Here is a 25412-nt window from a genome sequence, read left to right on the forward strand (position 1 = left end):
TGGTGCTCGGCGAAGCGGCGCGCGCCGTCGGCTATCGCCTGATCGTTCGCAACGAGGTCGGCTCCACCATGGAGGAGGCCCGTCGGGCGCTGGGCGAGGGCGATCCGGGACGGCTCTGGATTGTCGCGAGAAGCCAGAATGCCGGTCGTGGCCGGCATGGCCGGCAATGGGGCTCACCGCCCGGCAATCTCTACGCCAGCCTGCTTCTGGTCGCGCCTTGCGAGCCCGCGCTCGCGCCGCAGCTCGGCTTCGTCGCCGGGCTCGCTTTGCACGATGCGGTAGCAAGCGTGACCGGGCTCGCTGCTCCGACGCTCGCCCTGAAATGGCCGAACGACCTGCTGATCGGCGGCGCCAAGACTGCAGGCCTGCTGCTCGAAGGCGAGAACCGGGCAGGGCGCTTCAACGTCGTCATCGGCTTCGGCGTCAACGTCACCTCCTCGCCGGAAGGAACGCCTTACCCCGCGACGCGTCTCTCCGCACACGCTGTCGAAGCAAGCGTCGAGCGCCTGCTGGCAGCCCTATCGGATGCTTGGCACCAGCGCTTCTCGGCCTGGTCGCTGCCGGGTGGCTTCGGTCCGACCCGTTCCGCCTGGCTGGAGCGCGCCGCTTATCTCGGTGAAACGATCACCATGCGATTGCCAGAAGGGCCGGTCTCCGGCCGCTTCCTCGGCCTCGACGCATCTGGGCGGCTCGCACTGGAGACGGAGGCCGGCCGACGCCTGATCGATGCCGGCGATCTCTATTTCGGTAGCGCGGCCAGTTCGGGCCTGCCGTCAGCGTGACGAGTATCCTCGTTCCGGCCGCTCCTGCCGCTATGGAGGCCGGTGGGAGGGCATGCTACGCCTGCCGCCGCCCGCCTTGCCCGCCTCAGCATTGAAGTCAGGATAACCAGTGACCCGTTCCAGCGACCAGCTCGTCTTCGTTCCGCTCGGCGGCCTTGGCGAGATCGGCATGAACGCCGCGCTCTACGGCTTCGGGCCGGAAAAGAAGCGCAAATGGATCCTGGTCGATTGCGGGCTCTCCTTTGCTGGGCCGGAAGCGCCGGGCGTCGATATCGTCCTGCCCGACCTGACCTATATCATCCAGGACAAGGCCAACCTGCTCGGCATCGTCATCACCCATGCCCATGAGGATCATATCGGCGCGCTCGCCGCGCTCTGGCCCTCGCTGCGCGTGCCGGTCTGGTGCACGCGTTTCGCCGCCGGCCTGCTGGCGACGCGCCGCCTGTCCGAGCCGGGCGCGCCCAAGGTCGAGATGAACATCGTCGCCCAGGGCGGACGCTTCACACTCGGGCCCTTCGACATCGAATTCGTGCCTGTGGCGCACTCGATCCCGGAATCGAACGCGCTCGCGATCCGCACCGCAGCCGGCCTCGTCGTCCATACTGGCGACTGGAAGATCGACCCGACGCCGCAGGTCGGCCTGCCGACCGATGAGAAGCGCCTGCGCGAACTCGGCGAGGAGGGCGTGCTGGCGCTGGTCTGCGATTCGACCAACGTCCTGCGCGACGGTATCAGTCCGAGCGAGGCCGACGTCGCCGCCAAGCTCAAGGAGCTGGTCGCTTCCGCCCCCAACCGCGTCGCCGTCACCACCTTCGCCTCGAACGTTGCGCGCCTGCGGGCGGTCGCCGAGGCTGCCATGGCCAATCAGCGCGAAGTGGTCGTCGTCGGTCGTGCCATGGACCGGGTCATCGACGTTGCGCGTGAATGTGGCTTCCTTAACGGCATCCCGGCTTTCCGCGGAGTCGATACCTATGGCTACTTGCCGCGCGACAAGGTGGTCGCACTGGTGACCGGCAGCCAGGGCGAGCCGCGCGCTGCGCTTTCGCGCATCGCCGCCGACGATCATCCCGAGATCGCATTGTCTCCGGGCGACCGGGTGATCTTCTCCTCGCGCACGATCCCCGGCAACGAGAAGGCGGTCAGCGCCATCCTGAACAAGCTCGCGCGCGACGATATCGAGATCATTACCGACCGCACCCATCTCGTACACGTGTCCGGCCATCCCCGCCGCGAGGAGATGGCTCGGCTCTACGGTTGGCTGAAGCCGAAGATCGCGATCCCCGCTCACGGCGAGGACCTGCACCTCAGCGAGCACGCCACCTTCGCCCGCAGCCTCGGCGTCAAGCATGTGCTGCGCGCCGGCAATGGCGACGTGATCGCGATCACCGAAGACGGAGCGCGCAAGCTCTCCGAGGTCCAGCACGGTCGGCTCTACCAGGATGGCACCCTCCTGGTCGGAGCGCTCGACCGCACCATTCCCGAGCGCCGCAAGCTCTCCTTCGCCGGCGTGATCTCGATCGCGGTGGCATTGGATGAGAAGGGCGAGCTCGCCGGCGATCCCGAGATCGCTCTCGTCGGATTGCCGCTCGCCGCCAAGGACGGCACGCCCTTCGACGATATCGTCGCCGACGCGGTCGAGGACCTGATCGAGGGCATGCCCAAGGGGAAGCGCCGCGATCCCGAGGCTGTGTGCAACGCGCTCGAACGCGGCGTCCGGAGCGCCGTCAACGAGGAGTGGGGCAAGAAGCCGCTGGTGAATGCGCTGGTGATCACAGTGTAGGATCGGGCATATCGCCTGCTGCCTGCCGGGACCGAACGGAGCCTTTGAATGATCGGACGCCTCAACCACGTCGCCATCGCCGTGAAGGATCTCGCAGCCTCGACCGCGCTCTATCGCGATACGCTCGGCGCCCGCGTCTCGCAGCCGCTGCCGCAGCCGGAGCACGGCGTCACCGTGGTGTTCGTCGAACTGCCGAACACCAAGGTCGAGCTGCTGGAGCCGATGGGCGCAGATTCGCCGATCGCCAAGTTTCTCGAACGCAACGCCGATGGCGGCATCCATCATATCTGCTACGAGGTCGACGACATCCTTGCCGCGCGCGACCGGCTGAAGGCGCAGGGCGCGCGCGTGCTCGGCTCCGGCGAGCCGCGCATCGGCGCCCATGGCAAGCCCGTGCTCTTCCTGCACCCCAAGGATTTCTGCGGCACGCTCGTCGAGCTGGAACAGGCCTGAGCCATGACGTCCGAGATCACATTCTTTGGCGAACCGGAGGCAGGCTCGCCGCGCCCCTTCAGCCTCGCTACGCGCGCCGGCGGCCTCGTCTTCGTCTCTGGCCAGTCGGCGCCGCATGATCCTGCGAACGGCATCACCCGCGGCGCGACGCCCGCAGAGCAGGTGAGGCAGGCGTTGGGGTATATCGCCAGCATCTTGACCGACGCCGGCAGCAGCCTCGACCGGGTCGTGCAGATGACGATGCTGATCACCGATCCCGGTGATTACGCAGCCTGCAATGCCGAATATGTGAAGCATTTTCCGAACGGCCTGCCGGCTCGGCATACCGCACGTTTCGGCGTGCCGACCGAGGCCAAGGTCGCATTCGCTTGCATCGCCCTGGCCAGCGAGGGCAACGCGTCATGACGATCGGCGGCGGGCTCGCGGTTTATTTCGTGATCTGGTGGACGGTATTGTTCGTGACGCTGCCTTTCGGCGTCCGCAGCCAGGCGGAGAGCGGTGATGTCGAGAAGGGCACCGATCCCGGCGCACCAGTGATGCCGGGTCTCGCCAAGAAGGCGGTGGCAACGACGATCATCGCCGGCATCGTTTTCTGCATCGTCTGGTATGTCTGGAGCAATCTCGATATCTGAACAGTGTTCAGCGTAGAGCAACGTATAGTCCAAAACAAAAAGCAAGGCTTTCGCCTTGCCTTTGGAAGTCTGTTTTTTACCGTAGTATCGGCGCGCTATTATCGACGCGCACTCATATACCAGCGGCTGTTTGTTCCTCCCGAGACCTGGTCCGCGGCGCCCGGATAACGGTCGGGCGAGCCAGCGCTGAATTGATTAGCGGATCGCAATAATGTTGTCACCTGTTTAGGCAGGTCGAGACCGAACTTTTTGCAAAATTATTCCATTTTGCTCTTGTGCAGTGCAACATTGTTCGCCGTGCGCGATTCCACGCCTTGTTCCAGTCATAGGATGTCGCTACCTCGCTGCGTCAGATGCGCCGGGCCGTTCCGGCGGTCAGGAGAGATTCCGATGCTTCGCACCACGCTCGCCGCTTTGGCGCTTTCCGCTTCCATCAGCCTGGCTCAGGCGCAGGCGCCTGCGCCGGCCAATCTCGACCCACAGAACACCCTGGCGCTCGAGACCAAGGACGGCCGGGTCACCATCCGCCTGCGTCCCGACCTTGCGCCCAAGCATGTCGAGCAGATCAAGGCTCTGGCCAAGCGCGGCTTCTACGATGGCATCGTCTTCCACCGCGTCATCGACGGCTTCATGGCCCAGACCGGCGATCCGAAGGGCGACGGCACTGGTGGCTCCGACCTGCCGAACATCCCGGCCGAGTTCACCCCGACGCCTTTCAAGGTCGGCTCGGTCGGCATGGCGCGCTCGCAGAGCCCGAATTCGGCGAATTCGCAGTTCTTCATCTGCTTTGAAGGCTGCGGCTCCTTGACCGGCCAGTACACCCTGTTCGGCGAGGTGGTCTCCGGCATGGACGCCGTGCGCAAGATCAAGAAGGGCAGCAGCGCCAACAATGGCTCGGTGAGCGGCCCCGACAAGATCATCCGCATGCGCCTGCTGGCGGACGCCAAGTAAAGCCCATGCGCCGGTCGCGCCTGCCTGCGCTTTTGCTCGTGCTGCTGGCTTGCGCCAGCAGCACGGTGCAAGCCCAAGACACGCGCGATCTCGGCCTGCCGCCGGCCTCCGGCTTCCAGAATCCCGTGCTGCCGCCGCCCTCAGGCTCGCAAAACCCGGTGCTGCCGCCGCAATCGGGCCAACGCTATATGCCTGGCATCGATGGGCCTTTCGGCGAGGGCGCGCGCCGGCCGGCCAGGCCGCCGCAAACGCCTGGCGTCGACAACGGGGTCAGCGGCACCGTCAATCCCGAGACGATCGGTCTCGGCGGAGAGGCCATCGACAGGCTCGACCAGATCGGCCCAGCGCTGCGGCGCTGCTGGCAGCCGCCTGCGCTCGATGCTCAAAGTGGTAGTGCCAGCGCCAGTGTCCGCTTCAGCCTGCGCCGCGACGGCAGCCTCTTCGGCCAGCCGCGCGTCACCTGGGAGATGCGGCGCGCGCCAGCCGGTTTGCGCGAGCGCTTCAGCGACTCGCTGATGCGGGCCGTGCGCGACTGCACGCCGATGAGGTTGTCGCCGGGCCTTGGAGGGAGTATCGCAGGCCGCCCGATCACCATCCGCTTCTTCGGCCGTGTGCCGACCAACGAAAGATCAGTCTGATGTCGCTCGACCCTGAGAACACCCTCGTCATGGAGACCACCAAGGGCCGCGTGGTCATCAAGCTGCGGCCGGATCTCGCCCCCAACCATGTCGAGCGGATCAAGCTCCTTGCCCGCGAGGGCTTCTATGACGGCATCGTCTTCCACCGCGTCATCGATGGATTCATGGCGCAGGTCGGCTGCCCGCATGGCACCGGCACCGGTGGCTCGAGCCATCCGGACCTGGCTCAGGAGTTCAACGCCGAGCCGCATGTCCGCGGCGTCTGCTCGATGGCTCGCTCCCAGAACCCGAACTCGGCCAACAGCCAGTTCTTCATCGTCTTCGACGACGCCCGCTTCCTCGACAAGCAGTACACGGCCTGGGGCCAGGTCGTGGAAGGCATGGAGATCGTCGACAAGATCAAGCGCGGCGAGCCGGTGCGCGATCCCGACTCCATCGTCTCGATGAAGGTGATGGCGGACGCCTGACAATTGGCTTCAAACGAGCCCTCATCCTGAGGAGCGATCGTAGATCGCGTCTCGAAGGATGCTCCAGATGGTTCCGGCACCTCCTGGAACATCCTTCGAGACGCCGCTGCGCGGCTCCTCAGGATGAGGGCTCGTTTGATTTGTGGGACAGGTTGACCCGTCATGGACGTCGGCCTCTTCGACTTCGATCTGCCTGAGGAGCGCATCGCGCTGCGGCCTGTAAGCCCGCGCGATGCCGCAAGGCTGCTCGTCGTCCGCCCCGATGCACCCGAGCCGCTCGCGGACCGGGGCATCCGCGATCTCATCGAACTGCTCCAGCCCGGCGACGCGCTGGTGCTGAACGATACCCGTGTCATTCACTCGCGTCTGTGGGGGCGGCGCTATCGCGGCGAGGCCTCGGCCCGCATCGAGATCATGCTACACAAGCGCGAGGCAGGTGACCGCTGGCGCGCCTTCGCCCGCCCGGCCAAGAAGCTCAATGTCGGCGAGACGATCGTCTTCGACAGCGATGGCGCCGGCAATGCCTGCGAGCTCGCCCGGCTTCAGGCCGAGGTCGAGGACAAGGGGGAGGGCGGTGACATCGGCCTGCGCTTCTCGCTGACCGGCCCCTATCTCGACGAGGCGATCGCGCGGCTCGGCGAGCTGCCACTGCCGCCTTACATCGCCGGCAAGCGTGCGACCGACCAGGCCGACGCTCGCGATTACCAGACGACCTATGCGCGCGAAGAAGGCGCTGTCGCCGCACCGACGGCCGGGCTGCATTTCACGCCGGAGCTGTTCGAGGAGCTCAAGCAGCGCGGCGTCTCCAGCCATTTCGTCACCTTGCATGTCGGCGCTGGTACCTTCCTGCCGGTCAAGGCCGACGACACCGACGAGCACCGCATGCATGCCGAATGGGGCACGGTCAGCGCCACGACGGCCGAGGCGCTCAACGCCGTGCATGCTGCTGGTGGCCGTGTCGTCGCGGTTGGCACGACCTCGTTGCGCCTGCTCGAAAGCGCCACGGGAGAGGATGGCGTCATCAAGCCGTTCTCGGGCGACACCGCGATCTTCATCACGCCGGGTTATCGCTTTCGCGCCGTCGACCTGCTGATGACCAATTTCCACCTGCCGCGTTCGACGCTGTTCATGCTGGTCTCGGCCTTCGCCGGGCTCGACCTGATGAAGCGCGCCTATGCCCACGCCATCGCCGAGGGCTATCGCTTCTATTCCTATGGCGACGGCAGCCTGCTGTTCCGGGACCAGAACCTGGCCTGAGCGCTATTTGGCCGGCAGCGGCGGCACGCCCTTCTGCCACTCGCCCCAGTTGCCGACGATGTGATCGACCACGCGCGAGCCGACCGCCTCGACATTGGCGACAGTCTCGGCAAAGCCGCCGGCCGTCTGGCCCGGCGCCGGGTCGAGATGTTGCAAGGTCGTCTCGTTCGGGTTGCCCTGGTCGAAATTGACCGCGCCGCGCAGGCTGAGGATCCGGTCGGTGCCGAATTGCCGCTTGATCACCAGCGTGATCGCCGCCGCTTCCATCTCGGTGATGACATAGTCGTCGGCGCCGTAGAGCTTGGCCATGTATTGCGCCTCCTTCGACAGGCCAGGCCCGTGGAAGAAGGTGTCGCCGGTCATGTGCGTGCCGGTCTGGACCGATGGCGCGGCCCGGGCCCGCTCCTCGGGGTAGCGCTGGCGATACTGCTTCGCCGAATCGGAATCCTGCAGGTTGACCCCAGAGCTCAGCCGCGTTGCCCAGCCGACCAGCGTCGGGTTGAGCTTGAAGACCCGGTACTCCTCATAGCCCTTGCGCGGTATGAACACCGGCTCGCCGGGCTTGCCTTCCTCCGGCGCCCAGCGATGGCCGAGATCATAGTCGACCAGCCAGGTGCCCCAAGAGACGTCGCCGATCGTGCCACGCGACGGCGGCGTTCCGGCGACGCCGGTGATGATGAAATAGGCTTCCGAGAAATCGTAGTCCGGATCGAGCAGGATCGCCTGCATCGAGGAGGAGGAATTGACCTTGCCCATGCCGAGCACCGCGCCGCAGACGCCGGCCTCGTTGCAATAGACCGGCTTCAGCGCGCCGCGCGCCTCGTGCGGCTGGCTCTTCTGCCAGTAGCGCTCATACCAGTGCTGGAACTCGCCGGCCCGGTCGCCCGTATTGGCGCCGATCTCGAACATCGAGCCGACGAAGACCTTGACCTTGGTTGGCGCGGCCATGGCCGCGCCGTGAATGCCGAGCGAGGCGAGCGCCAGGACTGCGGCGCCCAGCACCATTGGAACCCGGTTCATGTCGATCTCCTGCCGCTGCGCGATGGGGCTGCCTTGCAGCTTGCATGCCGCTGCGAGGTGATCAAGGGAAGGCAGGCGGCTCGTTCTCCGTGATGGTGCGGTGCTCTCTCGCCGCATGCGTTGCGCTCGCATTCCGCCGGCAAAGGTGCTACCCGGCAGGCAGCTTTTTTACTTCGCGCGCGTTCCGTTCGACCGATCGGTCAAACGGAAAGCGCGCGAAGAGCAGTTCGAGGCGTCATGTCCGATATTTTCCGCGAGATCGATGAGGAGGTTCGCCGCGACAAGGCGACCGCCGTCTTCAAGAAGTATGGCAATGTTTTCATCGCCATCGCCGTGCTGGCTGTCGCCGGCGTCGGCGGTTGGCAGTTCTGGCAGCAGCAGGAGCGCAAGAAGGCCGAAGCCGTCGGCGCGAAGTTCGAGGCGGCGGTGCGTGCCTCGCGCGATAATGATGCCAGTGCGGCCGAGGCGACGCTGACCGAACTCGCCGGCAATGCGCCGGCGGGCTATCGCCTGCTCTCGCGCTTCCGCCTCGCGGCCGAGGTCGGCAAGCGCGACGGAGCCGCCGGCGCCACCGCCTTCGATGCGCTCGCCAATGACGCTTCGCTCGACCAATACCATCGCGATCTCGCTCGCCTGCGCGCCGGTCTGCTCCGGGTCGACCTCCTGCCTTACGCCGACCTGCGCAAGGAGCTTGAGCCGCTGGCGACGCCGACCGGTCTCTGGCGTCATTCTGCTCGCGAGTTCCTTGGCATTTCCGCGCTCAAGGCCAATCTGTTCGAGGATGCCGGGCGCTGGTTCGACGCCGTCGTTGCCGATCCGCAAACGCCGCAGGTGCTGCGCCAGCGTGTCGAGCTCTACCTGACGCTGGTCCGCGGCGGGCCGGTGACTATCAAGAATTGATTCCGGGTGCCGGTTGCTGCCGGCGGCTGCGCCCGGCACAACTGGACGGATCATGACCGCAATCATCGCCATCGTCGGCCGGCCCAATGTCGGCAAGTCGACCCTGTTCAACCGGCTCGTCGGCAAGAAGCTGGCGCTGGTCGACGACCAACCCGGCGTCACCCGCGACCGTCGCGAAGGCGAGGCCAGCCTCGGCCATCTGCGCTTCACGGTGATAGATACCGCCGGCCTCGAAGAGGCCGACAAGGATTCGCTCGCGGGCCGCATGCGCGCCCAGACCGAAACTGCGATCGATCAGGCCGACGTCATCCTGTTCATGATCGACGCCAGGCTCGGCCTGACGCCGATGGACCAGCCTTTCGCCGACCTGGTGCGCCGCTCCGGCAAGCCCGTCATTCTGCTCGCCAACAAGGCCGAGGGGAACAAGGGCAAGGACGGCGTCATGGAAGCCTATTCGCTCGGCCTGGGCGATCCGGTGCCGTTTTCGGCTGAGCATGGCGAGGGCACCTCCGACCTGCTGGAGGCGATCGCCCCCTATGTTGCCGATGAACCGGAGGAGGACGAGGAGGAGGCCTGGGCCGATGCTCCTGCCGCCGAAGCGCCCGAGGAGGGCGACGACCCCAACCGACCGGTGCGCATCACCATCATCGGCCGCCCCAATGCCGGCAAGTCGACGCTGGTCAACAAGATGATCGGCGAGGAGCGCCTGCTGACCGGCCCCGAGGCCGGCATCACCCGCGACACAATCTCGGTCGAATGGGAATGGCGCGGCAGGCCGGTGAAGCTGTTCGACACCGCTGGGATGAGGAAGCGCGCCCGCATCGACGAGAAGCTGGAGAAGCTCGCCGTGGCGGATTCGCTGCGCGCCATCCGCTTCGCCGAGGTGGTCGTGGTTCTGCTCGACGCGACCATCCCCTTCGAGAAGCAGGACCTGACACTGGCCGACCTGACCGAGCGGGAGGGCCGCGCCGTCGTCATCGGCCTGAACAAATGGGATCTCGTCGCCGACAAGCAGGGCCTGCTCGCCGAACTCAAGGAGAAGGCGCATCACCTCTTGGCACAGATCCGCGGCGTCGAGATCGTGCCCCTGTCCGGGATTGCCGGCGAGGGAATCGACCGGCTGATGCAGGCCGTGTTCCGCTCCTATGAGGTCTGGAACCGCCGCGTCTCCACCGCGAAGATCAATCGCTGGCTCGAAGGCGTGCTCTCTGCCCATCCGCCGCCGGCTGTCGCCGGCCGGCGCATCAAGATCCGCTACATGACGCAGGCCAAGGCGCGGCCGCCGACCTTCGCGCTGTTCGGCAACCAGCTCGACCACCTGCCGGTGTCCTATATGCGCTATCTGACCAACAACCTGCGCGAGGCCTTCGAGCTGCCGGGCACGCCGGTCCGGCTCCATACCCGCGGCGGCGGCAACCCTTACGACAAGAGCAAGGGCTGATGCTGGAGACCGTCAGCGCGCTGTTCCTGCGCGCCGACGGGCGGGTGCTGCTGGGCCTGCGCGCCTCCTGGAAGCGTGCCTGGGCCGACCATTGGGATGCGATTGGCGGCCGGGTCGAGACAGGCGAAGGGCTCGACGAGGCGCTGCTGCGGGAGTGCAGCGAAGAGGTCGGCCTGAAGCCGTTGACCTACAGGTTGATGCTCTCGGCCGAGGAGCGCTTCCCCGAGCGCAACGGCGCGGCGCTGCACCACATTTATGTCGTCTCGGCCTGGGAGGGCGGCGAAGCCGAAAACCTGTCGGACGAGCACGTCCGGATCGGCTGGTTTTCGCTCGACGAGATGGCGGCCCTGCCGAACCTGACGGTACCCGACCTGATCGCGGTGGTGCGGGAGTATGCGGCTACGCCGTAAGGGGCGTTATGCTCGGGCTCGACCCGAGCATCTCATGACGGAAAGGCGCCCTTTGCGGCCAGAGATTCTCGGCTCTACGCTTCGCTTCGGCCGAGAATGACGGCGGCTGTTACACCGACAGCTGCCGCCTCAACGTCTTGCCCTGCCGGCGGTCCGACGAGCTCGCCATGGCTCAACGCTGTGCCGGGGTATTGCTTGGAGACGTCAGCTCGCGCGCTTTGGTCTCGTCTGCGCGAGCCCCATCCTGATCCCCTGCGGCCCGTCTGGCCGCAGCGCGGAAGCTGTAATTCTCGTCGGAGTTCGGCGCCAGACGAATGGCTTCATCGAAATCGGCGATAGCTTTGGCAATATTACCCTGGTCGAGATGGGTCAGGCCGCGAACGGACCGGGCTTTTTCCAATGTGGGCGCGAGGGCGATGGCTCGATCGAGATCGGCAAGAGCTCTGTCGGGCTGTTTGAGCCAAGCTTGGATCGATGCGCGTGTTACAAAGAAATCCGCTTGTGACGGGTCGAAACGGGTAGCGGTATCGAGATCGCGTAAAGCCTGCTGGAGATTTCGCATATACAGCAGATGAGCCTTCCCGCGCTTGGAGAATGCAATGGCCGCTGTCGGTGCAAGAGCGATGGCCCGGTCATAGTCGGCGAGCGCCTGGGCGTAAGCGTTACCTGTCCCCGGTGCCAGAATATCTCCGCGATCGAGGAGGGTGTTCACGAGATCGTTGCCCTTCAGGCTCCCGCTGTCGATCAGCCTGGTACAAGCTGCGAGAGTCCGATCGTGACGTGCAATGATTTCCTGCGCATTGGCCGACGGTCCCGCAAGCGGTAACGCGCTGCCCGAGCGACAGGTTTGGCGCAATTCCTCTGCCAGAGCGGAATCGGGGCTTATGCGAGTGCTGTCCGCTACGGCTTGCCCCGCCGTAGTCACAGTTATCGACAAACCGAGGGCGGCGAGGACAGAGAGCGGGAAGCGGGAGCGTAGAAGCATTTTACCCCGGTGCTCGCCTCTTCCATTCAATCTTTATGATGTCCTCACGCCGGCATCTGCGGCGTCAGCAGCTTGCCCTGCGGGAAGTCGAAGATCTTGCCGGTCTCGGTCCAGCCCGGCAAGGCGATCTCGACCAGATGTGGTGCCAGATCTTCCGGCGTCTTCAGCGTCATCGGATCTTCGCCCGGCATCGCCTGCGCCCGCATGCGGGTGCGCAAGGGGCCGGGATTGACCAGCATGACCCGCAGATTGGTCGTGCGCGTTTCGTCGGCATAGCTGCGCGCCATTGCTTCAAGCGCCGCCTTGGAAACCGCGTAAGGCCCCCAATAGGCCAGGCCCTTATGCGCCGCACCAGAGGACAGGAAGATCGCCCGACCGGCGTCTGAGGCCTTGAGCGCCGGTTCGACCGATTTCAGCAGCCGCCAGTTGGCGCTGACATTGATGTCGAAGACCTCGGCCCATTCCTTCGGGCTGACATGGGTCAGCGGCGCCAGCGGGCCGAGGACGCCGGCATTGGCGAGCAGGATGTCGAGCCGGCCCCAGCGCTCCAGCACGGCCGGGCCTAGCTTTTTGATCGCGGTGGCGTCGGCGAGGTCGGCCGGCACGAGCGTCGCGCTGCCGCCAGCCGCCCGGATCTCGTCGTCGAGTTCCTCGAGCGCGCCGGTGGTGCGCGCCAGGGCGATCACATGCGCGCCGGCCTGGGCAAAGGCGAGCGCCGCGGCGCGGCCGATGCCGCGCGACGCGCCAGTGACGAGCGCGACGCGCCCTTCCAGAGGCTTGGTCATCGAGATCCCGTCGAAAGGCTCAGCCGGCTTCGGCCAGTAGTGAGATCTGCTGCTTGGCGCTCTCGCCGATCACATCGGTCAGCGAGGTCGGATAGTCGCCGGTGAAGCAATGATCGGTGAATTGCGGCCGGGTCGGATCGCGCCGCTCATGCCCCATCGCCTTGTAGAGCCCGTCGACCGAGATGAAGGCGAGGGAATCGGCGCCGACGAACTGGCGCATCTCCTCGAGCGTATGGTTCGCGGCGAGCAGCTTCTGCTGGTCGGGCGTGTCGATGCCGTAATAGTCGGGATGGGTGATCGGCGGCGAGGAGATGCGGAAATGCACCTCGCGGGCGCCGGCTTCGCGCATCATCTTGACGATCTTGAGCGAGGTGGTGCCGCGCACGATCGAATCGTCGACCAGCACGATGCGCTTGCCTTCGACCACGCTGCGATTGGCCGAATGCTTCAGGCGCACGCCGAGCTCGCGCACCTTCTGCGTCGGCTCGATGAAGGTCCGGCCGACATAGTGGTTTCTGATGATGCCGAGCTCGAACGGGATGCCGCTCGCCTGGGCATAGCCGAGCGCTGCGGGAACGCCGGAATCGGGCACCGGCACGATCACGTCGGCATCGGCCGGCGCTTCCGAAGCGAGCTGAGCACCCATCGCCTTGCGGCGCTCGTAGATGCTGCGGCCCTTCACGATCGAATCCGGCCGGGCGAAGTAAATGTACTCGAAGATGCAGGGCCGTTCCGGCACCGGCGGGAAGGGCTTGTGGCTCTCGATGCCCTGCTCGGAGATGACGATAACCTCGCCGTTTTCGATCTCGCGGACGAACTTGGCGCCGATGATGTCGAGCGCACAGGTCTCAGAGGTCAGGATCGGGCAGCCGTTCAGTTCACCGAGGACCAGCGGGCGGATGCCGAGGGGATCGCGCGCCCCGACCAGCTTCTTGTTGGTGATGCCGACAAAGGCATAGGCGCCCTCGATCTGGCGCAGCGCGTCGATGAAGCGCTCGATGAACTTCGTTTTGCGGCTGCGCGCTACAAGATGCAGCAGGACCTCGGTGTCGGAGGTCGATTGATAGATCGCGCCGTCACGCACCAGGTTGCGCCGCAGCGTCAGCCCGTTGGTCAGGTTGCCGTTATGGGCCACCGCGAAGCCGCCGCCATGCAGCTCGGAGAAGAGGGGCTGGACGTTGCGCAGGATGGTTTCGCCGGTGGTCGAGTAGCGGACATGGCCGATCGCCTGCTTGCCCTTGAGCTTCTCGATCACGCTGGCGTCCGAGAAGGCGTCACCGACAAGGCCGAGCTGGCGCTCGGTATGGAAGCGGTGGCCGTCGAAGGAGACGATGCCGGTCGCTTCCTGGCCGCGATGCTGGAGCGCGTGCAGGCCGAGCGCTGTCAGCGCCGCGGCGTCGGCATGGCCGAAAATGCCGAAGACGCCGCACTCCTCGCGCAAACGATCGGCGTTCGGGTCGAACACGGCGTCGGCATCGTGGATCAGGCTCATCGCAGGCTCCATCGCGGCATTATACTCCAGTCAGGGCCGGCGTTGCGCCGGGGCGGGTGTCGCGCCGGTGGTGGCCGGAGCGGACGAATCGATCACGCGCTGCAGCGCCTGCCGATCAGTGGCTGGCGCCTGGGTGCGGCGCTGCGGATCGGCCGGGGCGGTGCCGTCGGCCGGCGGAGTGGCGCCTGGCGTGCGCGGCTCTTCGGCCGGGGCTTCCGTAGGCTCGGCGCCGCCCTTCGTCGGAATAAGCTTCTTGAAGAAGTCGGAATTCAGGTCTTGCGGCAGCATCGTGAGCAGGCTGCGCCCGGTTTCTTCGAGAAGCGGCTTGGCTCGTGCGTCTTTTGCCCAGGTGGGCAGGTTCTTGTCGCCCATCAAGGTCATGAAGAACAGATAACCGACGACGGCGAGCAGCAGGCCTCGGGCGGCGCCGAAGACGAAGCCGAGGGTGCGGTCGAGCGCGCCGATGCGCGAATCGAGCACGAAGTCCGAGATCCGGGCCGTGATCAGCGAAACGACGATCAGCGTACCCAGGAAGAGCGCGGCGATCACGGCGACCAGGGCCACGGTCTTGTTGGGAATGTACTGTTGCGCCAGCGGCAACAGCTGCGGATGGAAAATCCAGGCGACAACTGCGGCTGCGGCCCAGGAGGCGATCGCCAGCACTTCGCGCGTCAGTCCGCGCACGGCTGCCAGCAAAGCCGAGATCAACACCACGCCGATGACGACGAGATCGAGAATTGTCACAGGCATGTCAGGGCCGCTTCGCTGCAAATTCGGGGCCGGCACGCGTCAAATGGGTGGGCCGGGCGGATTTTGCTATACCCGCTCGCGTGTCGCACGTCACCCATGCAGTCGGCTCATTTTGCACTGCGAGAGCCGGATCCGATCAGGTTATCCAACCTGATCTGTGAATCCGTCTCTCCACTTCAAAAATCGAGACCATTTTATCGGTTGGCTTGCGATGCGCGCTGACCGGTACGCGCTCGGGGAGCGCTCGCCGCGATCTCTGCCACGAGCTCGCCGACATGGCTCAGCCGTCGCAGCTTCAAGCCGTTGCCGTCACCGATATCGGCACCTGCCGAAGGCAGCACAGCGCTCTCGAAACCGAGCTTCGCCGCTTCGCGCAGCCGTGCGGCAGCGACCGAGACTGGCCGGATCGCGCCCGAGAGCGCGATCTCGCCGAAATGGACCGCGCCCGAAGGCAGGATCGCCCCGGTCAGCGAGGAGATGAGCGCCGCAGCCACGGCAAGGTCCGCTGCCGGTTCGCCGACGCGCAAGCCGCCGGCAACGTTGAGATAGACGTCGTGCTGGCCGAGCTTCAGCCCGCCATGCGTTTCCAGCACCGCCAGTACCATGGCGAGCCGGCTGTTCTCCCAGCCGACCACGGCGCGGCGCGGTGTGCCGAGCGCACTCGGCGCCACCAGCGCCTGGATCTCGACCAGCACCGGCCGCGTGCCCTCGATGCTGGCGAGAACGGCTGCACCCGGCGCATCCTGGTCGCGTCCGGCGAGGAAGAGGGCGGAGGGATTGCCGACTTCGGAGAGACCAGAACCGGTCATCTCGAAGACGCCGATCTCGTCGGTCGCGCCGAATCGATTCTTCTGGCCGCGCAGGATTCGGAAGGCGTGCGCGCCTTCGCCTTCGAAGGAGAGCACCGCGTCGACCATGTGCTCGACCACGCGCGGCCCAGCGATCTGCCCGTCCTTGGTGACATGGCCGACCAGGATCAGGCAGGCGCCCGAGGTCTTGGCATAGCGGATCAATGCCTGGGCCGAGCCGCGCACCTGCGTCACCGTGCCGGGGGCGCTCTCGACCTCGGAGGACCACATGGTCTGGATCGAATCGATCACGACGAGGGCAGGGCGCTCGCCCTGCCCAAGCGTCGCGATGATGTCTTCGATATTGGTCTCGGCAGCGAGATCGACCGGCGCATCGGCGAGGCCCATGCGCTGGGCCCTGAGCCGGACCTGGCCGGTCGATTCCTCGCCCGAGACATAGACGACGCGCCGACCGGTCATCGCCATCGCGGCGCAGGCCTGCATCAATAGCGTCGACTTGCCGATGCCGGGATCGCCGCCGATCAGGAGAACCGAGCCCGGTACGAAGCCGCCGCCGGTGACGCGGTCGAGCTCGCCGATGCCCGAGACGATGCGCGGTGCGTCCTGCGTCTCGCCCTTCAGGCTTTCCAGCGCGAAGATGCGCCCGCGTGCCCGCCCGCCCGAAGGCGGACGGCCGCCGCCGGGGACCGGCGCAGCCTGCGCTTCCTCGGACAGCGAGGACCAGGTGCCGCAGGCGTCGCACTTGCCCTGCCAGCGATGATAGACCGCGCCGCAGGCTTGGCAGATGTAAGTCGGGCCGCGCTTGGCCATTTACGCCCTAGAGCCCGATATAGCGCCGCGCATGGCGGCGGCCGAGGCTGGTCAGGATCTCATAGCCGATGGTCTTGGCGCCGGCGCCGACCGCCTCGAGGTCGAGCTCGCCGCCGATCAGCGTCACAGGCGCACCGCGCACGGCTGCATCGGTTGGCGCATCGGAGACGTCGACGATGATCAGGTCCATCGAGACCGTGCCGACAAAGGGGCAGCGCACGCCGCCGACCAGCGCCGAGCCGCCCGGCGAACGGTCGGTCCAGCTGCCATTGCGCGGATAGCCGTCGGCGTAACCGAGGCAGATGGTGGCGAGCTTGCTCCGGCCCTTCGCCGTCCAGGTGCCGTTATAGCCGACCTGCATCCCCGCTTGAACTTCGCGCAGCTGGATGATCCGGGCTTCTAGCCCAATGACCGGCCGCATCGGGTTCGGCTTTCCGGGGGTCGGATTGCCGCCATAGAGCGCATAGCCCGGCCGGGTGAGCTGATAGGAGGGACAGTTCGGCAGGAAATGGCCGGAGGAATTCAGCAGTGATGCCGGCACGCCGGGGAAAGCCGCGCCGATCTCGGCGAAGGCGGCGATCTGCCGGGCGTTGGCCGGATCGTCGACCACCTCGGAGGAGGCGAAATGGCTCATCACCAGCCCGATTCCGGCTGCAGCGATCACCCCACTCTTCTCGCGCGCCAGGTCGAGCCCCTCGCCTGGCCAAAGCCCGAGGCGGTTCATGGCGGTGTCGACATGCAGCGCCGCCGGCCGGACCCTGGCGCCGCTCTGCCGGAAACCGGCCCATTCGAGCAGTTCCTCATGCGAGCCCAGCACCGGCGAAAGGTCGTGCTCGGCGAACATTCCGCCGCTGTCCGGTGCGAGGCCGTTGAGCACGTAGATCGTCGCGTCCGGAGCGACCGCGCGGGCGCGCACCGCTTCCGAGAGATGCGCGACGAAGAAAGTCTTGCAGCCGGCTTTGGTGAGCGCGGTGACGGCCGGCTCGATGCCGATGCCGTAGGCATTGGCCTTGACTACGGCGGACGCTTCCGTCCCGGCGCGCTGGCGGAGCATGCGCCAATTGGCGGCGAGCGCACCGAGGTCGATGGTCAAGAGGGCGCCGTGGCCGGCATTTTCAGGAGTATCGAAGGCGTTCATTCGAGGCGCTCCGGTAGATGGCTCTGGTCAGCCCTGTCGGAGAAGCGCGTCACGTCGGCGTCGAACTGCAGGGCGACGGTTCCGGTCGGGCCGTGGCGCTGCTTGCCGATGATGAGCTCGGCGAGCCCATGGGCTGCCTCCATTTCGATCTGCCATTTGTTATGCTCGTCGGTGCCCGGCCGGGGCTCCTTCCCCTTCAGATAGTACTCCTCGCGGTAGACGAACATCACCACGTCGGCGTCCTGCTCGATCGAGCCGGATTCGCGCAGGTCCGAAAGCTGCGGGCGCTTGTCGTCGCGACTCTCGACCTGTCGCGAAAGCTGGGAGAGCGCGACGATAGGGACGTTGAGTTCCTTGGCCAGCGCCTTCAGGCTGGTGGTGATCTCGGTCAGTTCCTGAACGCGATTTTGGCCGTTCTTAGCCGAGCCGGAGAGCAGCTGGAGGTAGTCGATGAACAGGATGTCGAGACCCTTCTGACGTTGCAGCCTTCGGGCACGGGCGACGAGCTGGGCGATCGAGATGCCGCCGGTCTGGTCGATATAGAGCGGCAGCTTCTCGATCTGGGCGGCGACATCGGTCAGCCGGGCGAAGTCGGCTTCGGTGATGCGGCCCTGCCTGATCTTGTAGGAAGAGATGCTGGATTGCTCGGCGACGATACGGGTGGCGAGCTGGTCGGCCGACATTTCGAGCGAGAAGAAGCCGACGATGGCGCCGTCGACAGACTTGAGCGTGCCATCCTCCTGGCGTTCGCCGCGCCAAGCCTTGGCCATGTTGAAGGCGATGTTGGTGGCGAGCGAGGTCTTGCCCATGGCGGGGCGGCCGGCGAGCACGATCAGGTCGGAGCGCTGCAGGCCGCCCATGCGCTGGTCGAGGTCGCGCAGGCCTGACGAGATTCCCGAAAGGCCGCCGGCACGCTGGAAGGCGCTGGCGGCCATGTCGATGGCGAGCCGGAGCGCTCCGTCGAATTTCTGGAAACCGCCCTCGTAGCGGCCCTTCTCGGCGAGCGCGTAGAGCTTGCGCTCGGCATCCTCGATCTGCTCGCGCGGCGCCATCTCGACCGGCGCATCATAGGCGACGTTGACCAGTTCCTCGCCGACGCCGATCAGCTGGCGGCGTATGGCGAGGTCGTAGACCGTGCGGCCATAGTCGCCGGCGTTGATGACCGTCGTCGCTTCGGCGGCCAGCCGGGCCAGGTACTGGGACGCCGTGACGCCGCCGAGATCGATCTCGCCGATGAAGGTCTTGAGCGTGATCGGCGTCGCGATCTTGCCGGCGCGGATCAGGCTCGCTGTCATCTCGAAGATGCGCCGGTGCAGCTCCTCGAAGAAATGGTCGGGCAGCAAGAAGTCCGAGACGCGATAGAAGGCGTCGTTGTTGACCAGGATCGCGCCCAGCAGCGCCTGCTCCGCCTCGATGTTGTGCGGTTGGACGCGGAAGTTGGCCTCGCGGCTGGTGTCGAGGCGGGTGACGAGGGCGGTGGCGCTGGACATGGTTTTGGATAGGTCAACGCCGGTGAGTCATGAACCTGAACAAAATAAGAACATAATGAATAGCACCAACTCAACCCCGCTGTCCACAGCACATGAAAAAAGGGCGCCGTGTTGCCACGGCGCCCGTTGACTCGGGTAAGCGTCTGGAAGCGCTCAGCGGTCGTCGTTGTCACCGGCTTCGGCCAGCGCCGCGCCGACCTCGAGGCCGAGATCGTCGAGGTCGAACTCCTCGCGGGCCGTGACGTTCTCGCCGGCAGCCTGGCGCTGGGCTTCTTCGGCGGAGCGGGCGACGTTCACAGTCACGGTGACCGAGACCTCCGGGTGCAGCACGACCGGGAGGGTGTGCAGGCCGAGCGTCTTGATCGGGGTGTTGAGCGTGACCTGGTTGCGGTCGACCGTGAAGCCCGCGGCGCTCAGCGCCTCGGCGATGTCGCGGGTCGAGACCGAGCCGTAGAGCACGCCGGATTCGCCGGACTGGCGCAGGATCACCACCGACTGCCCGTTCAGGCTCTCGGCGACCGAATCGGCCTCGCGCTTCAGTTCGAGGTTGCGGGTCTCGAGCTGGGCGCGCTGGGTCTCGAAGCGCTTCTTGTTCTCTTCGGTGGCGCGCAGGGCCTTGCCGCGGGCGAGCAGGAAATTGCGGCCATAGCCGTCGCGGACGCGCACGGTCTCGCCCATCTGGCCGAGCTTGGCGACGCGTTCGAGCAGGATCACTTCCATGGTTCTTCTCCTTTGATGTTTTGCAGGCGTTGGTTTTTCAGGCAGCAGGCGACGCCGGTGGTTTCCGCCGGCGAAGGTCGATCAGCGCGTCGGCGATGCCGAGCAGCGCAAGGAACGGGAAGACGGTGATCAGCATGATCAACAGTGCGAGGTAGATCGCGAACAAGGTCGGCGTCCGCCAGGGCTTGCCGCGGCTGAGGTCATGCACGGCGGCAAGTCCGGCGAGGCCGAAGGCGGCGATCAGCGCCCCCGCCAGGGCCGCTCCGGCGAGGCCTACGAAGCCGCCGGCAAAGCTCAGCACGATGCCGCCGGCGAGCCCGGCCACGGCCATGGCCGGCAGGCGCGTTGCGGGAATGAAAGGCCAGGGCCGCGGCAGCCGGCCGGAGAGCTGCACAGCCTTCGCCGCCAGCCAGAGATTTGCGACGATCATCGGCGCAAAGGAGGCGCCCGCAGCGACGGGTACCAGTGCGGCGAGCTGTGCCGCAAGCTCGCCGGCATCGACGCCGGGCGGCAAGCGCACGACCGGGCTGATGCCCTCGCCGCCGCTGAACAGGAGCTGCAGCCCATGCGTCATCACGCGGCGATACGTTTCGAAATCCGTGGAGATCGCGAGCGCGCCGCCGACCGTCACCAGCGTTGCGACGGCGGCGATCCAGACCAGCAGGCGCCCGAGCGGATACCATTCGCTGTTGCCGTTGCCGTCGTCGCGGGCGAGCAAAACGAGATAGGCGATCCACCAGGCCGGCAACGCCGCGCCGATCGCGAAGGCGAGCCCGAGCGAAAGTTTGAGCACGACCGTGACGGCGATCGTGCCGGCAGCAACCGCCACCAGACCGGCGCGGTGGTTCCAGCCGAGCGCCGCGATGAAGACCGGGAGCGGCGCGACATAGGACAACAGCAACGCCAGCGGCGATCCGGTGATCACCACTGTGAACAGAAGGGCTGAGACCAGCCCGGCGCCGATGCCGACGATGGGGAGCATGTCCGTCCTGCTGTCCCGCTGCTCATAAGGGCAGGGGTGAGAGGCTGTCGCCTCAACATACCAGACGGGTTTTCACCGCCTGGCGACCAAGTTACTTCGAATTAGAGACCCGGCGGCGTGGAACGCCGCCGGGAAAATCCTCACCCGCTCAGCGGATGACGTAGGGCAGCAGGCCGAGGAAGCGGGCGCGCTTGATCGCCTGGGCGAGCTCGCGCTGCTTCTTGGCCGAGACGGCCGTGATGCGCGACGGCACGATCTTGCCGCGCTCGGAGATGTAGCGCGAAAGCAGACGCACATCCTTGTAGTCGATCTTCGGCGCGCCCTCGCCCGAGAACGGGCAGGACTTGCGGCGGCGGAAGAAGGGGCGGCGGGCGCCGGCAGATGCAGTCGACATGCTCAGGCCTCCCCGGCAACGGTTTCGGTGGCTTCGTCTTCACGACGCGGGCGCTCGCGGCGCGGGCCGCGGTCACGGTCGAAACGGTCGCCGCCCGGGCCGCGATCGAAGCGATCGCTGCGCTCGTCGCGGTCACGCTTCTGCAGCATGACCGACTGAGCTTCCTCGAGTTCCTCGACGCGGATCGTGATGAAGCGCAGCACGTCCTCGTTGATGCGCATCTGGCGCTCCATCTCGGCCACGGCGGCCGCAGGTGCGTTGATGTTCAGGAGCGAGTAGTGCGCCTTGCGGTTCTTCTTGATGCGATAGCCCAGCGACTTCACACCCCAGTACTCGACCTTGGGGACGGAACCGCCATTCGCCTCGATGATGCCCTTGAACTGCTCGACAAGGGCCTCGACCTGCTGCGCGCTGACATCTTGCCGCGCGAGCAGAACGTGCTCGTACAATGCCATAAGTGGCCTTTCTTCGTTCACCGGTTTCGTCCGACGCGGAGCCCTCCGAGCCCTGGGTAAAGGCCCGACAGGATTTCTTCGAAGGCGGAGACACGGGACGGCGGCCCTTGAAGAACGAGGAGCCTGCGAAACGTTTCCCCATACAGGAATCGCCTCGCCGTCCGTTCAGCCTCCGGCCGAACAAACCGAGGCGGTCGTTACATCGTGACGGCGTGCCATGCAAGCTGAAAACATCGGAAAACGTCGATGCAAGTCGACTTTCGTCACGTAAACGCCTTGACTTGGCCGGCTGCACGGTGCGAGTGCGCCCAAACTTGTTAACCAAGCATCGTTTTCGGGACCCTTGCGGCATGGCGACGGCTTTCATCTTTCCAGGGCAGGGTTCCCAGGCGGTCGGCATGGGCAAAGCGCTCGCCGAGGCCTTCCCGGTGGCGCGCGCTGTCTTCGACGAGGTCGATGCCGCGCTTGCGCAGAAGCTCTCTGCCCTGATGTGGGAAGGCCCGGGCGAGGAGCTGACCCTGACGGCAAACGCACAGCCCGCCCTGATGGCCGTGAGCCTCGCCGCGACCCGCGTGCTCGAGGCTGAAGCCGGGCTCTCCTTGAAGAATGATGCCGCCTTCGTCGCCGGTCATTCGCTCGGCGAGTATTCGGCGCTGGCCGCGGCCGGCACCTTCTCGATCGGCGATGCGGCCCGGCTGCTGCGCATCCGCGGCGACGCCATGCAGAAGGCTGTGCCGGCCGGTGAGGGCGCGATGGCGGCATTGCTGGGCGTCGAGCTTGATCAGGCCCGCGCGATCGCAGCCGATGCCGCCGAGGGCCAGGTTTGCCAGGTGGCCAACGACAATGGCGGCGGTCAGGTCGTGCTCTCGGGCGCCAAGGCGGCGGTCGAGCGCGCCATTGCGCTCGCCGGCGAGCGCGGCGTGCGCCGTGCCATGCTGCTGCCGGTTTCCGCGCCTTTCCATTGCGCGCTGATGCAGCCGGCGGCCGAAGCGATGCAGACAGCGCTCGCTGAGGTTTCGATGCAGGCGCCGGTCGTGCCGGTGATGGCGAATGTTGGCGCCGCCCCGCTGACCGATCCGGCCGCGATCCGCGCCTCGCTGGTGGCGCAGGTCACTGGTACCGTACGCTGGCGCGAATGCATCGAGGCGATGGCGGCAGCCGGCGTGACCCGGTTCTACGAGATTGGCTCCGGCAAGGTGCTCGCCGGCCTGGTCAAGCGCATTGCGGCGGGAACCACAGCGGCGTCGATCGGTTCGCCCGACGACATCGCGACATACAAGGCCCAGAAGGGCTGAACGGCGACAAGGGAGGCACTATGCTCGATCTGACGGGAAAGAAAGCGCTGGTCACCGGCGCCACCGGCGGCCTCGGCGGCGCCATTGCGCGTCGGCTGCATGCCCAGGGCGCGACCGTCGCCCTGTCCGGTACGCGGGTCGAGGCGCTGGAGGCGCTGGCGAAGGAATTGGGCGAGCGGGCCGAAATCACGCCTTGTGATCTGTCCAATCGCGATTCCGTCGAAGCGCTGGTACCCGCGGCCGAAGCCAAGCTCGGTGGCCTCGACATCCTCGTCAACAATGCCGGCGTGACCCGCGACAACCTCTTCATGCGCCTGAAGGACGAGGACTGGGATCTTGTGCTCGCCGTCAACCTCACCGCAGCCTTTCGCCTCTCGCGCGCGGCCGTGAAGAGCATGATGCGCCGCCGCTATGGCCGCATCGTCTCGATCGGCTCGGTTGTAGGCACGAGCGGCAATCCGGGGCAGGGCAACTACGCTGCCTCCAAGGCCGGCCTGATCGGCATGTCGAAGTCGCTTGCCGCGGAAGTGGCGAGCCGCAACATCACCGTCAACGTCGTCGCGCCCGGCTTCATCGAGTCGCCGATGACAGAAGTGCTGAACGAGAAGCAGCGCGAGGGCATCCTCGCCGATGTCCCGATGGGGCGGCTCGGGCAGGGAGCGGACGTCGCTGCTGCTGTCGCGTATCTCGCCAGCGAGGAAGCTGGTTATGTCACCGGGCAGACCCTGCACGTCAACGGCGGAATGGCAATGATCTGAGCTAGTTAGGCCGGTCTTTTCACTCGTCCAAAGGTATGGGCCGCACTCTCGCCAGCCTATTACGAGTATGTTAATGACCCAGCCGGCCAAGCGCCGATCGGCATTCTTGGACTTGACGCCGGCCCGGTTGTTGCGTTTGTGCAGCCATGAACTCCCGGCATGGTTCGCCATCAGGCGAAGGTCCGAGCCGGGAAATCAGTTTTCACCCACGCGTCGCTGTCAGCGGTGTGTTTTCGAAGTTTGAGGGAAAGACCCATGAGCGATGTCGCCGAGCGCGTGAAGAAGATCGTGATCGAGCATCTCGGCGTTGAGCCGGAGAAGGTTGTCGAGGGCGCGAATTTCATTGAGGACCTCGGCGCCGACAGCCTCGACACCGTCGAGCTGGTCATGGCTTTCGAGGAAGAGTTCGGCGTCGAGATTCCCGATGACGCGGCCGAGACGATCGTGACCGTCGGCGACGCGGTCAAGTTCCTGTCGAAGTCGGCCTGACAAGGCCTTGGTCCCGGCGCGCTTCGGCGCGCCGAGGCTGAATCGAGGAAGACCGATGCGACGTGTCGTCGTCACCGGACTAGGCATGGTGACCCCGCTTGCTTGCGGGGTTGAGCCGAGCTGGTCACGCATTCTGGCTGGTGAAAGCGGCGCCCGCCCGATCACCACCTTCGACGTGTCCGATCTGCCGGCGCAGATCGCCTGCACTATTCCACGCGGCGACGGCTCGAACGGCACGTTCAATCCCGACGATTGGATGGAGCCGAAGGAGCAGCGCAAGGTCGACGATTTCATCATCTTCGCCATGGCTGCGGCGACGCAGGCGCTGCGGGATTCCGGCTGGAAGCCCGAGAGCTACGAGGACCAGGTCGCGACCGGCGTCGCCATCGGTTCTGGTATCGGCGGGCTGGGCGGCATCTACGAAGCCTCGCTGCTACTTAAGGAGCGCGGCCCGCGCCGGCTCTCACCCTTCTTCATTCCAGGTCGCCTCAGCAATCTGGCCGCCGGCTACGTCTCGATCGAACATGGTCTGAAGGGGCCGAACCACGCGGTCGTTACCGCCTGTTCGACCGGCGCCCACGCCATTGGCGATGCGGCCCGCATGGTCGCGCTCGGCGATGCCGAGGTCATGCTGGCGGGCGGCGCCGAATCCGCAGTCAACCGTATCGGTATCGCCGGCTTCTGCGCCTGCCGGGCCCTGTCGACCGGCTTCAACGAGACGCCGGAGAAGGCGTCGCGTCCCTATGACAAGGATCGCGACGGCTTCGTGATGGGCGAGGGCGCTGGCGTCGTGGTGCTCGAGGAACTCGGGCATGCCAAGGCGCGCGGTGCGCGAATCTATGCCGAGGTCGTCGGCTACGGCATGTCGGGCGACGCCTATCACATCACCTCGCCCTCCGAGGATGGCGACGGCGCCTATCGCTGCATGCAGGCGGCGCTGAAGCGGGCTGGCCTGCGCGCCTCGGATCTCGACTACATCAACGCCCACGGCACCTCGACCCAGGTCGGTGACGAGATCGAGCTGCGCGCCGTCGAGCGGCTGCTCGCCAACGCTCCGACCCGGCCGGCCATGTCCTCGACCAAGTCGGCGACCGGTCATCTGCTCGGCGCCGCCGGCGCGATCGAGGCGATCTTTTTCGGTGCTGGCGATCCGCGACCAGATCGTGCCGCCGACGATCAATCTCGACAACCCCTCCGTCGAGACCGAGCTCGATCTCGTGCCGCACAAGGCCAAGAAGCGGAAGGTCGACATTGCCCTGTCAAACTCATTCGGTTTCGGCGGAACCAACGCCTCTCTGGTGATGCGCCGCTTCGCCGACTGACGAGAAG

Annotated in this window: 27 protein-coding genes and 1 pseudogene; 16 read left to right on the forward strand and 12 right to left on the reverse strand. The window is 66.2% G+C overall.

The window, feature by feature from the left end:
* The first annotated feature begins 2 nt into the window (after positions 1-2).
* The 9 genes from QO058_RS00270 (at position 3) to queA (ending at position 6960) form a co-directional block, all read left to right on the forward strand.
* Positions 3-782 (forward strand): biotin--[acetyl-CoA-carboxylase] ligase, encoded by a 780-nt coding sequence (locus tag QO058_RS00270; protein ID WP_284169774.1) that lies wholly within the window; start codon positions 3-5, stop codon positions 780-782.
* 109 nt (positions 783-891) lie between these two features.
* Complete coding sequence (locus QO058_RS00275; RefSeq protein WP_284169775.1) at positions 892-2562, forward strand: ribonuclease J; 1671 nt, start codon at positions 892-894, stop codon at positions 2560-2562.
* Between the two features lie 48 nt (positions 2563-2610).
* Positions 2611-3015 (forward strand): methylmalonyl-CoA epimerase, encoded by a 405-nt coding sequence (mce, locus tag QO058_RS00280; protein ID WP_126111733.1) that lies wholly within the window; start codon positions 2611-2613, stop codon positions 3013-3015.
* Positions 3016-3018: 3 nt separating this feature from the next.
* On the forward strand, positions 3019-3420 hold the full coding sequence (locus tag QO058_RS00285) for a RidA family protein (RefSeq protein ID WP_284169776.1): 402 nt from the start codon (positions 3019-3021) through the stop codon (positions 3418-3420).
* The gene (locus QO058_RS00290; protein ID WP_284169777.1) at positions 3417-3647 is read left to right on the forward strand and encodes a DUF1467 family protein; all 231 of its coding nucleotides are present in this window, start codon (positions 3417-3419) and stop codon (positions 3645-3647) included. The genes QO058_RS00285 and QO058_RS00290 overlap by 4 nt, the downstream gene beginning before the upstream one ends.
* 390 nt (positions 3648-4037) lie before the next feature.
* On the forward strand, positions 4038-4598 hold the full coding sequence (locus tag QO058_RS00295; RefSeq protein ID WP_284169778.1) for a peptidylprolyl isomerase: 561 nt from the start codon (positions 4038-4040) through the stop codon (positions 4596-4598).
* A 5-nt stretch (positions 4599-4603) separates the two neighbouring features.
* The gene (locus QO058_RS00300; protein WP_284169779.1) at positions 4604-5236 is read left to right on the forward strand and encodes a hypothetical protein; all 633 of its coding nucleotides are present in this window, start codon (positions 4604-4606) and stop codon (positions 5234-5236) included.
* Positions 5236-5703, forward strand: coding sequence for a peptidylprolyl isomerase (locus QO058_RS00305; RefSeq protein ID WP_284169780.1), 468 nt, complete (start codon positions 5236-5238; stop codon positions 5701-5703). The genes QO058_RS00300 and QO058_RS00305 overlap by 1 nt, the downstream gene beginning before the upstream one ends.
* A gap of 162 nt (positions 5704-5865) precedes the next feature.
* A complete protein-coding gene (gene queA / locus QO058_RS00310; RefSeq protein ID WP_284169781.1) occupies positions 5866-6960 on the forward strand; it encodes a tRNA preQ1(34) S-adenosylmethionine ribosyltransferase-isomerase QueA in 1095 nt (364 codons plus the stop codon).
* Between the two features lie 3 nt (positions 6961-6963).
* Here the strand turns inward: queA and QO058_RS00315 are convergent, their stop codons facing one another.
* Positions 6964-7980 (reverse strand): purine-nucleoside phosphorylase, encoded by a 1017-nt coding sequence (locus tag QO058_RS00315; RefSeq protein ID WP_284169782.1) that lies wholly within the window; start codon positions 7978-7980, stop codon positions 6964-6966.
* A gap of 237 nt (positions 7981-8217) precedes the next feature.
* Here QO058_RS00315 and QO058_RS00320 point away from each other — a divergent pair, with 237 nt between their 5' ends.
* From QO058_RS00320 to QO058_RS00330, 3 genes are read left to right on the forward strand one after another with little or no spacing between them, the layout of a single operon-like run.
* Positions 8218-8880 carry a tetratricopeptide repeat protein gene (locus QO058_RS00320; protein WP_284169783.1) on the forward strand — a complete coding sequence of 221 codons (663 nt, stop codon included), beginning with the start codon at positions 8218-8220 and terminating at the stop codon, positions 8878-8880.
* A gap of 52 nt (positions 8881-8932) precedes the next feature.
* Positions 8933-10321 (forward strand): ribosome biogenesis GTPase Der, encoded by a 1389-nt coding sequence (gene der / locus QO058_RS00325; RefSeq protein WP_284169784.1) that lies wholly within the window; start codon positions 8933-8935, stop codon positions 10319-10321.
* Positions 10321-10731 (forward strand): NUDIX hydrolase, encoded by a 411-nt coding sequence (locus QO058_RS00330; RefSeq protein ID WP_284169785.1) that lies wholly within the window; start codon positions 10321-10323, stop codon positions 10729-10731. The genes der and QO058_RS00330 overlap by 1 nt, the downstream gene beginning before the upstream one ends.
* Positions 10732-10903: 172 nt before the next feature.
* On the opposite strand, the gene QO058_RS00335 is transcribed toward QO058_RS00330, so the two are convergent.
* The 11 genes from QO058_RS00335 to rpsF form a co-directional block, all read right to left on the reverse strand.
* Entirely contained in the window at positions 10904-11443 is a 540-nt protein-coding gene (locus QO058_RS00335; protein ID WP_284169786.1) for a tetratricopeptide repeat protein, read from the reverse strand.
* Between the two features lie 317 nt (positions 11444-11760).
* Complete coding sequence (locus tag QO058_RS00340) at positions 11761-12501, reverse strand: SDR family NAD(P)-dependent oxidoreductase (protein ID WP_284169787.1); 741 nt, start codon at positions 12499-12501, stop codon at positions 11761-11763.
* 19 nt (positions 12502-12520) lie between these two features.
* The gene (gene purF / locus QO058_RS00345; protein ID WP_284169788.1) at positions 12521-13993 is read right to left on the reverse strand and encodes an amidophosphoribosyltransferase; all 1473 of its coding nucleotides are present in this window, start codon (positions 13991-13993) and stop codon (positions 12521-12523) included.
* Between the two features lie 30 nt (positions 13994-14023).
* The gene (locus QO058_RS00350; RefSeq protein ID WP_284173060.1) at positions 14024-14743 is read right to left on the reverse strand and encodes a CvpA family protein; all 720 of its coding nucleotides are present in this window, start codon (positions 14741-14743) and stop codon (positions 14024-14026) included.
* A gap of 194 nt (positions 14744-14937) precedes the next feature.
* Positions 14938-16362, reverse strand: coding sequence for a DNA repair protein RadA (gene radA / locus QO058_RS00355; RefSeq protein ID WP_284169789.1), 1425 nt, complete (start codon positions 16360-16362; stop codon positions 14938-14940).
* Positions 16363-16369: 7 nt separating this feature from the next.
* A complete protein-coding gene (gene alr / locus QO058_RS00360) occupies positions 16370-17500 on the reverse strand; it encodes an alanine racemase (protein ID WP_284169790.1) in 1131 nt (376 codons plus the stop codon).
* Entirely contained in the window at positions 17497-18990 is a 1494-nt protein-coding gene (locus tag QO058_RS00365) for a replicative DNA helicase (RefSeq protein ID WP_284169791.1), read from the reverse strand. Before QO058_RS00365 ends, alr begins: the two co-directional genes overlap by 4 nt.
* Positions 18991-19143: 153 nt before the next feature.
* A complete protein-coding gene (rplI, locus tag QO058_RS00370) occupies positions 19144-19710 on the reverse strand; it encodes a 50S ribosomal protein L9 (protein ID WP_284169792.1) in 567 nt (188 codons plus the stop codon).
* Between the two features lie 37 nt (positions 19711-19747).
* Positions 19748-20692, reverse strand: coding sequence for a DUF2232 domain-containing protein (locus tag QO058_RS00375; RefSeq protein WP_284169793.1), 945 nt, complete (start codon positions 20690-20692; stop codon positions 19748-19750).
* A gap of 148 nt (positions 20693-20840) precedes the next feature.
* Complete coding sequence (rpsR, locus tag QO058_RS00380) at positions 20841-21086, reverse strand: 30S ribosomal protein S18 (protein WP_038367644.1); 246 nt, start codon at positions 21084-21086, stop codon at positions 20841-20843.
* Positions 21087-21088: 2 nt separating this feature from the next.
* Positions 21089-21541, reverse strand: a complete 453-nt coding sequence (rpsF, locus tag QO058_RS00385) for a 30S ribosomal protein S6 (RefSeq protein ID WP_129157010.1) — start codon at positions 21539-21541, stop codon at positions 21089-21091.
* Positions 21542-21891: 350 nt separating this feature from the next.
* Here rpsF and fabD point away from each other — a divergent pair, with 350 nt between their 5' ends.
* From fabD to fabF, 4 genes and pseudogenes are all read left to right on the forward strand, one after another.
* The gene (fabD, locus tag QO058_RS00390) at positions 21892-22836 is read left to right on the forward strand and encodes an ACP S-malonyltransferase (protein WP_284169794.1); all 945 of its coding nucleotides are present in this window, start codon (positions 21892-21894) and stop codon (positions 22834-22836) included.
* Between the two features lie 20 nt (positions 22837-22856).
* Positions 22857-23594 carry a 3-oxoacyl-[acyl-carrier-protein] reductase gene (fabG, locus tag QO058_RS00395; RefSeq protein WP_284169795.1) on the forward strand — a complete coding sequence of 246 codons (738 nt, stop codon included), beginning with the start codon at positions 22857-22859 and terminating at the stop codon, positions 23592-23594.
* Between the two features lie 255 nt (positions 23595-23849).
* Entirely contained in the window at positions 23850-24083 is a 234-nt protein-coding gene (locus QO058_RS00400) for an acyl carrier protein (RefSeq protein ID WP_043236751.1), read from the forward strand.
* 55 nt (positions 24084-24138) lie between these two features.
* Positions 24139-25405, forward strand: a pseudogene (gene fabF, locus QO058_RS00405) (beta-ketoacyl-ACP synthase II).
* The last annotated feature ends 7 nt before the right edge of the window (positions 25406-25412 follow it).

Origin of the sequence: Bosea vestrisii (assembly GCF_030144325.1) — a bacterium.
Classification (GTDB): Bacteria; Pseudomonadota; Alphaproteobacteria; order Rhizobiales; family Beijerinckiaceae; genus Allobosea; species Allobosea vestrisii_A.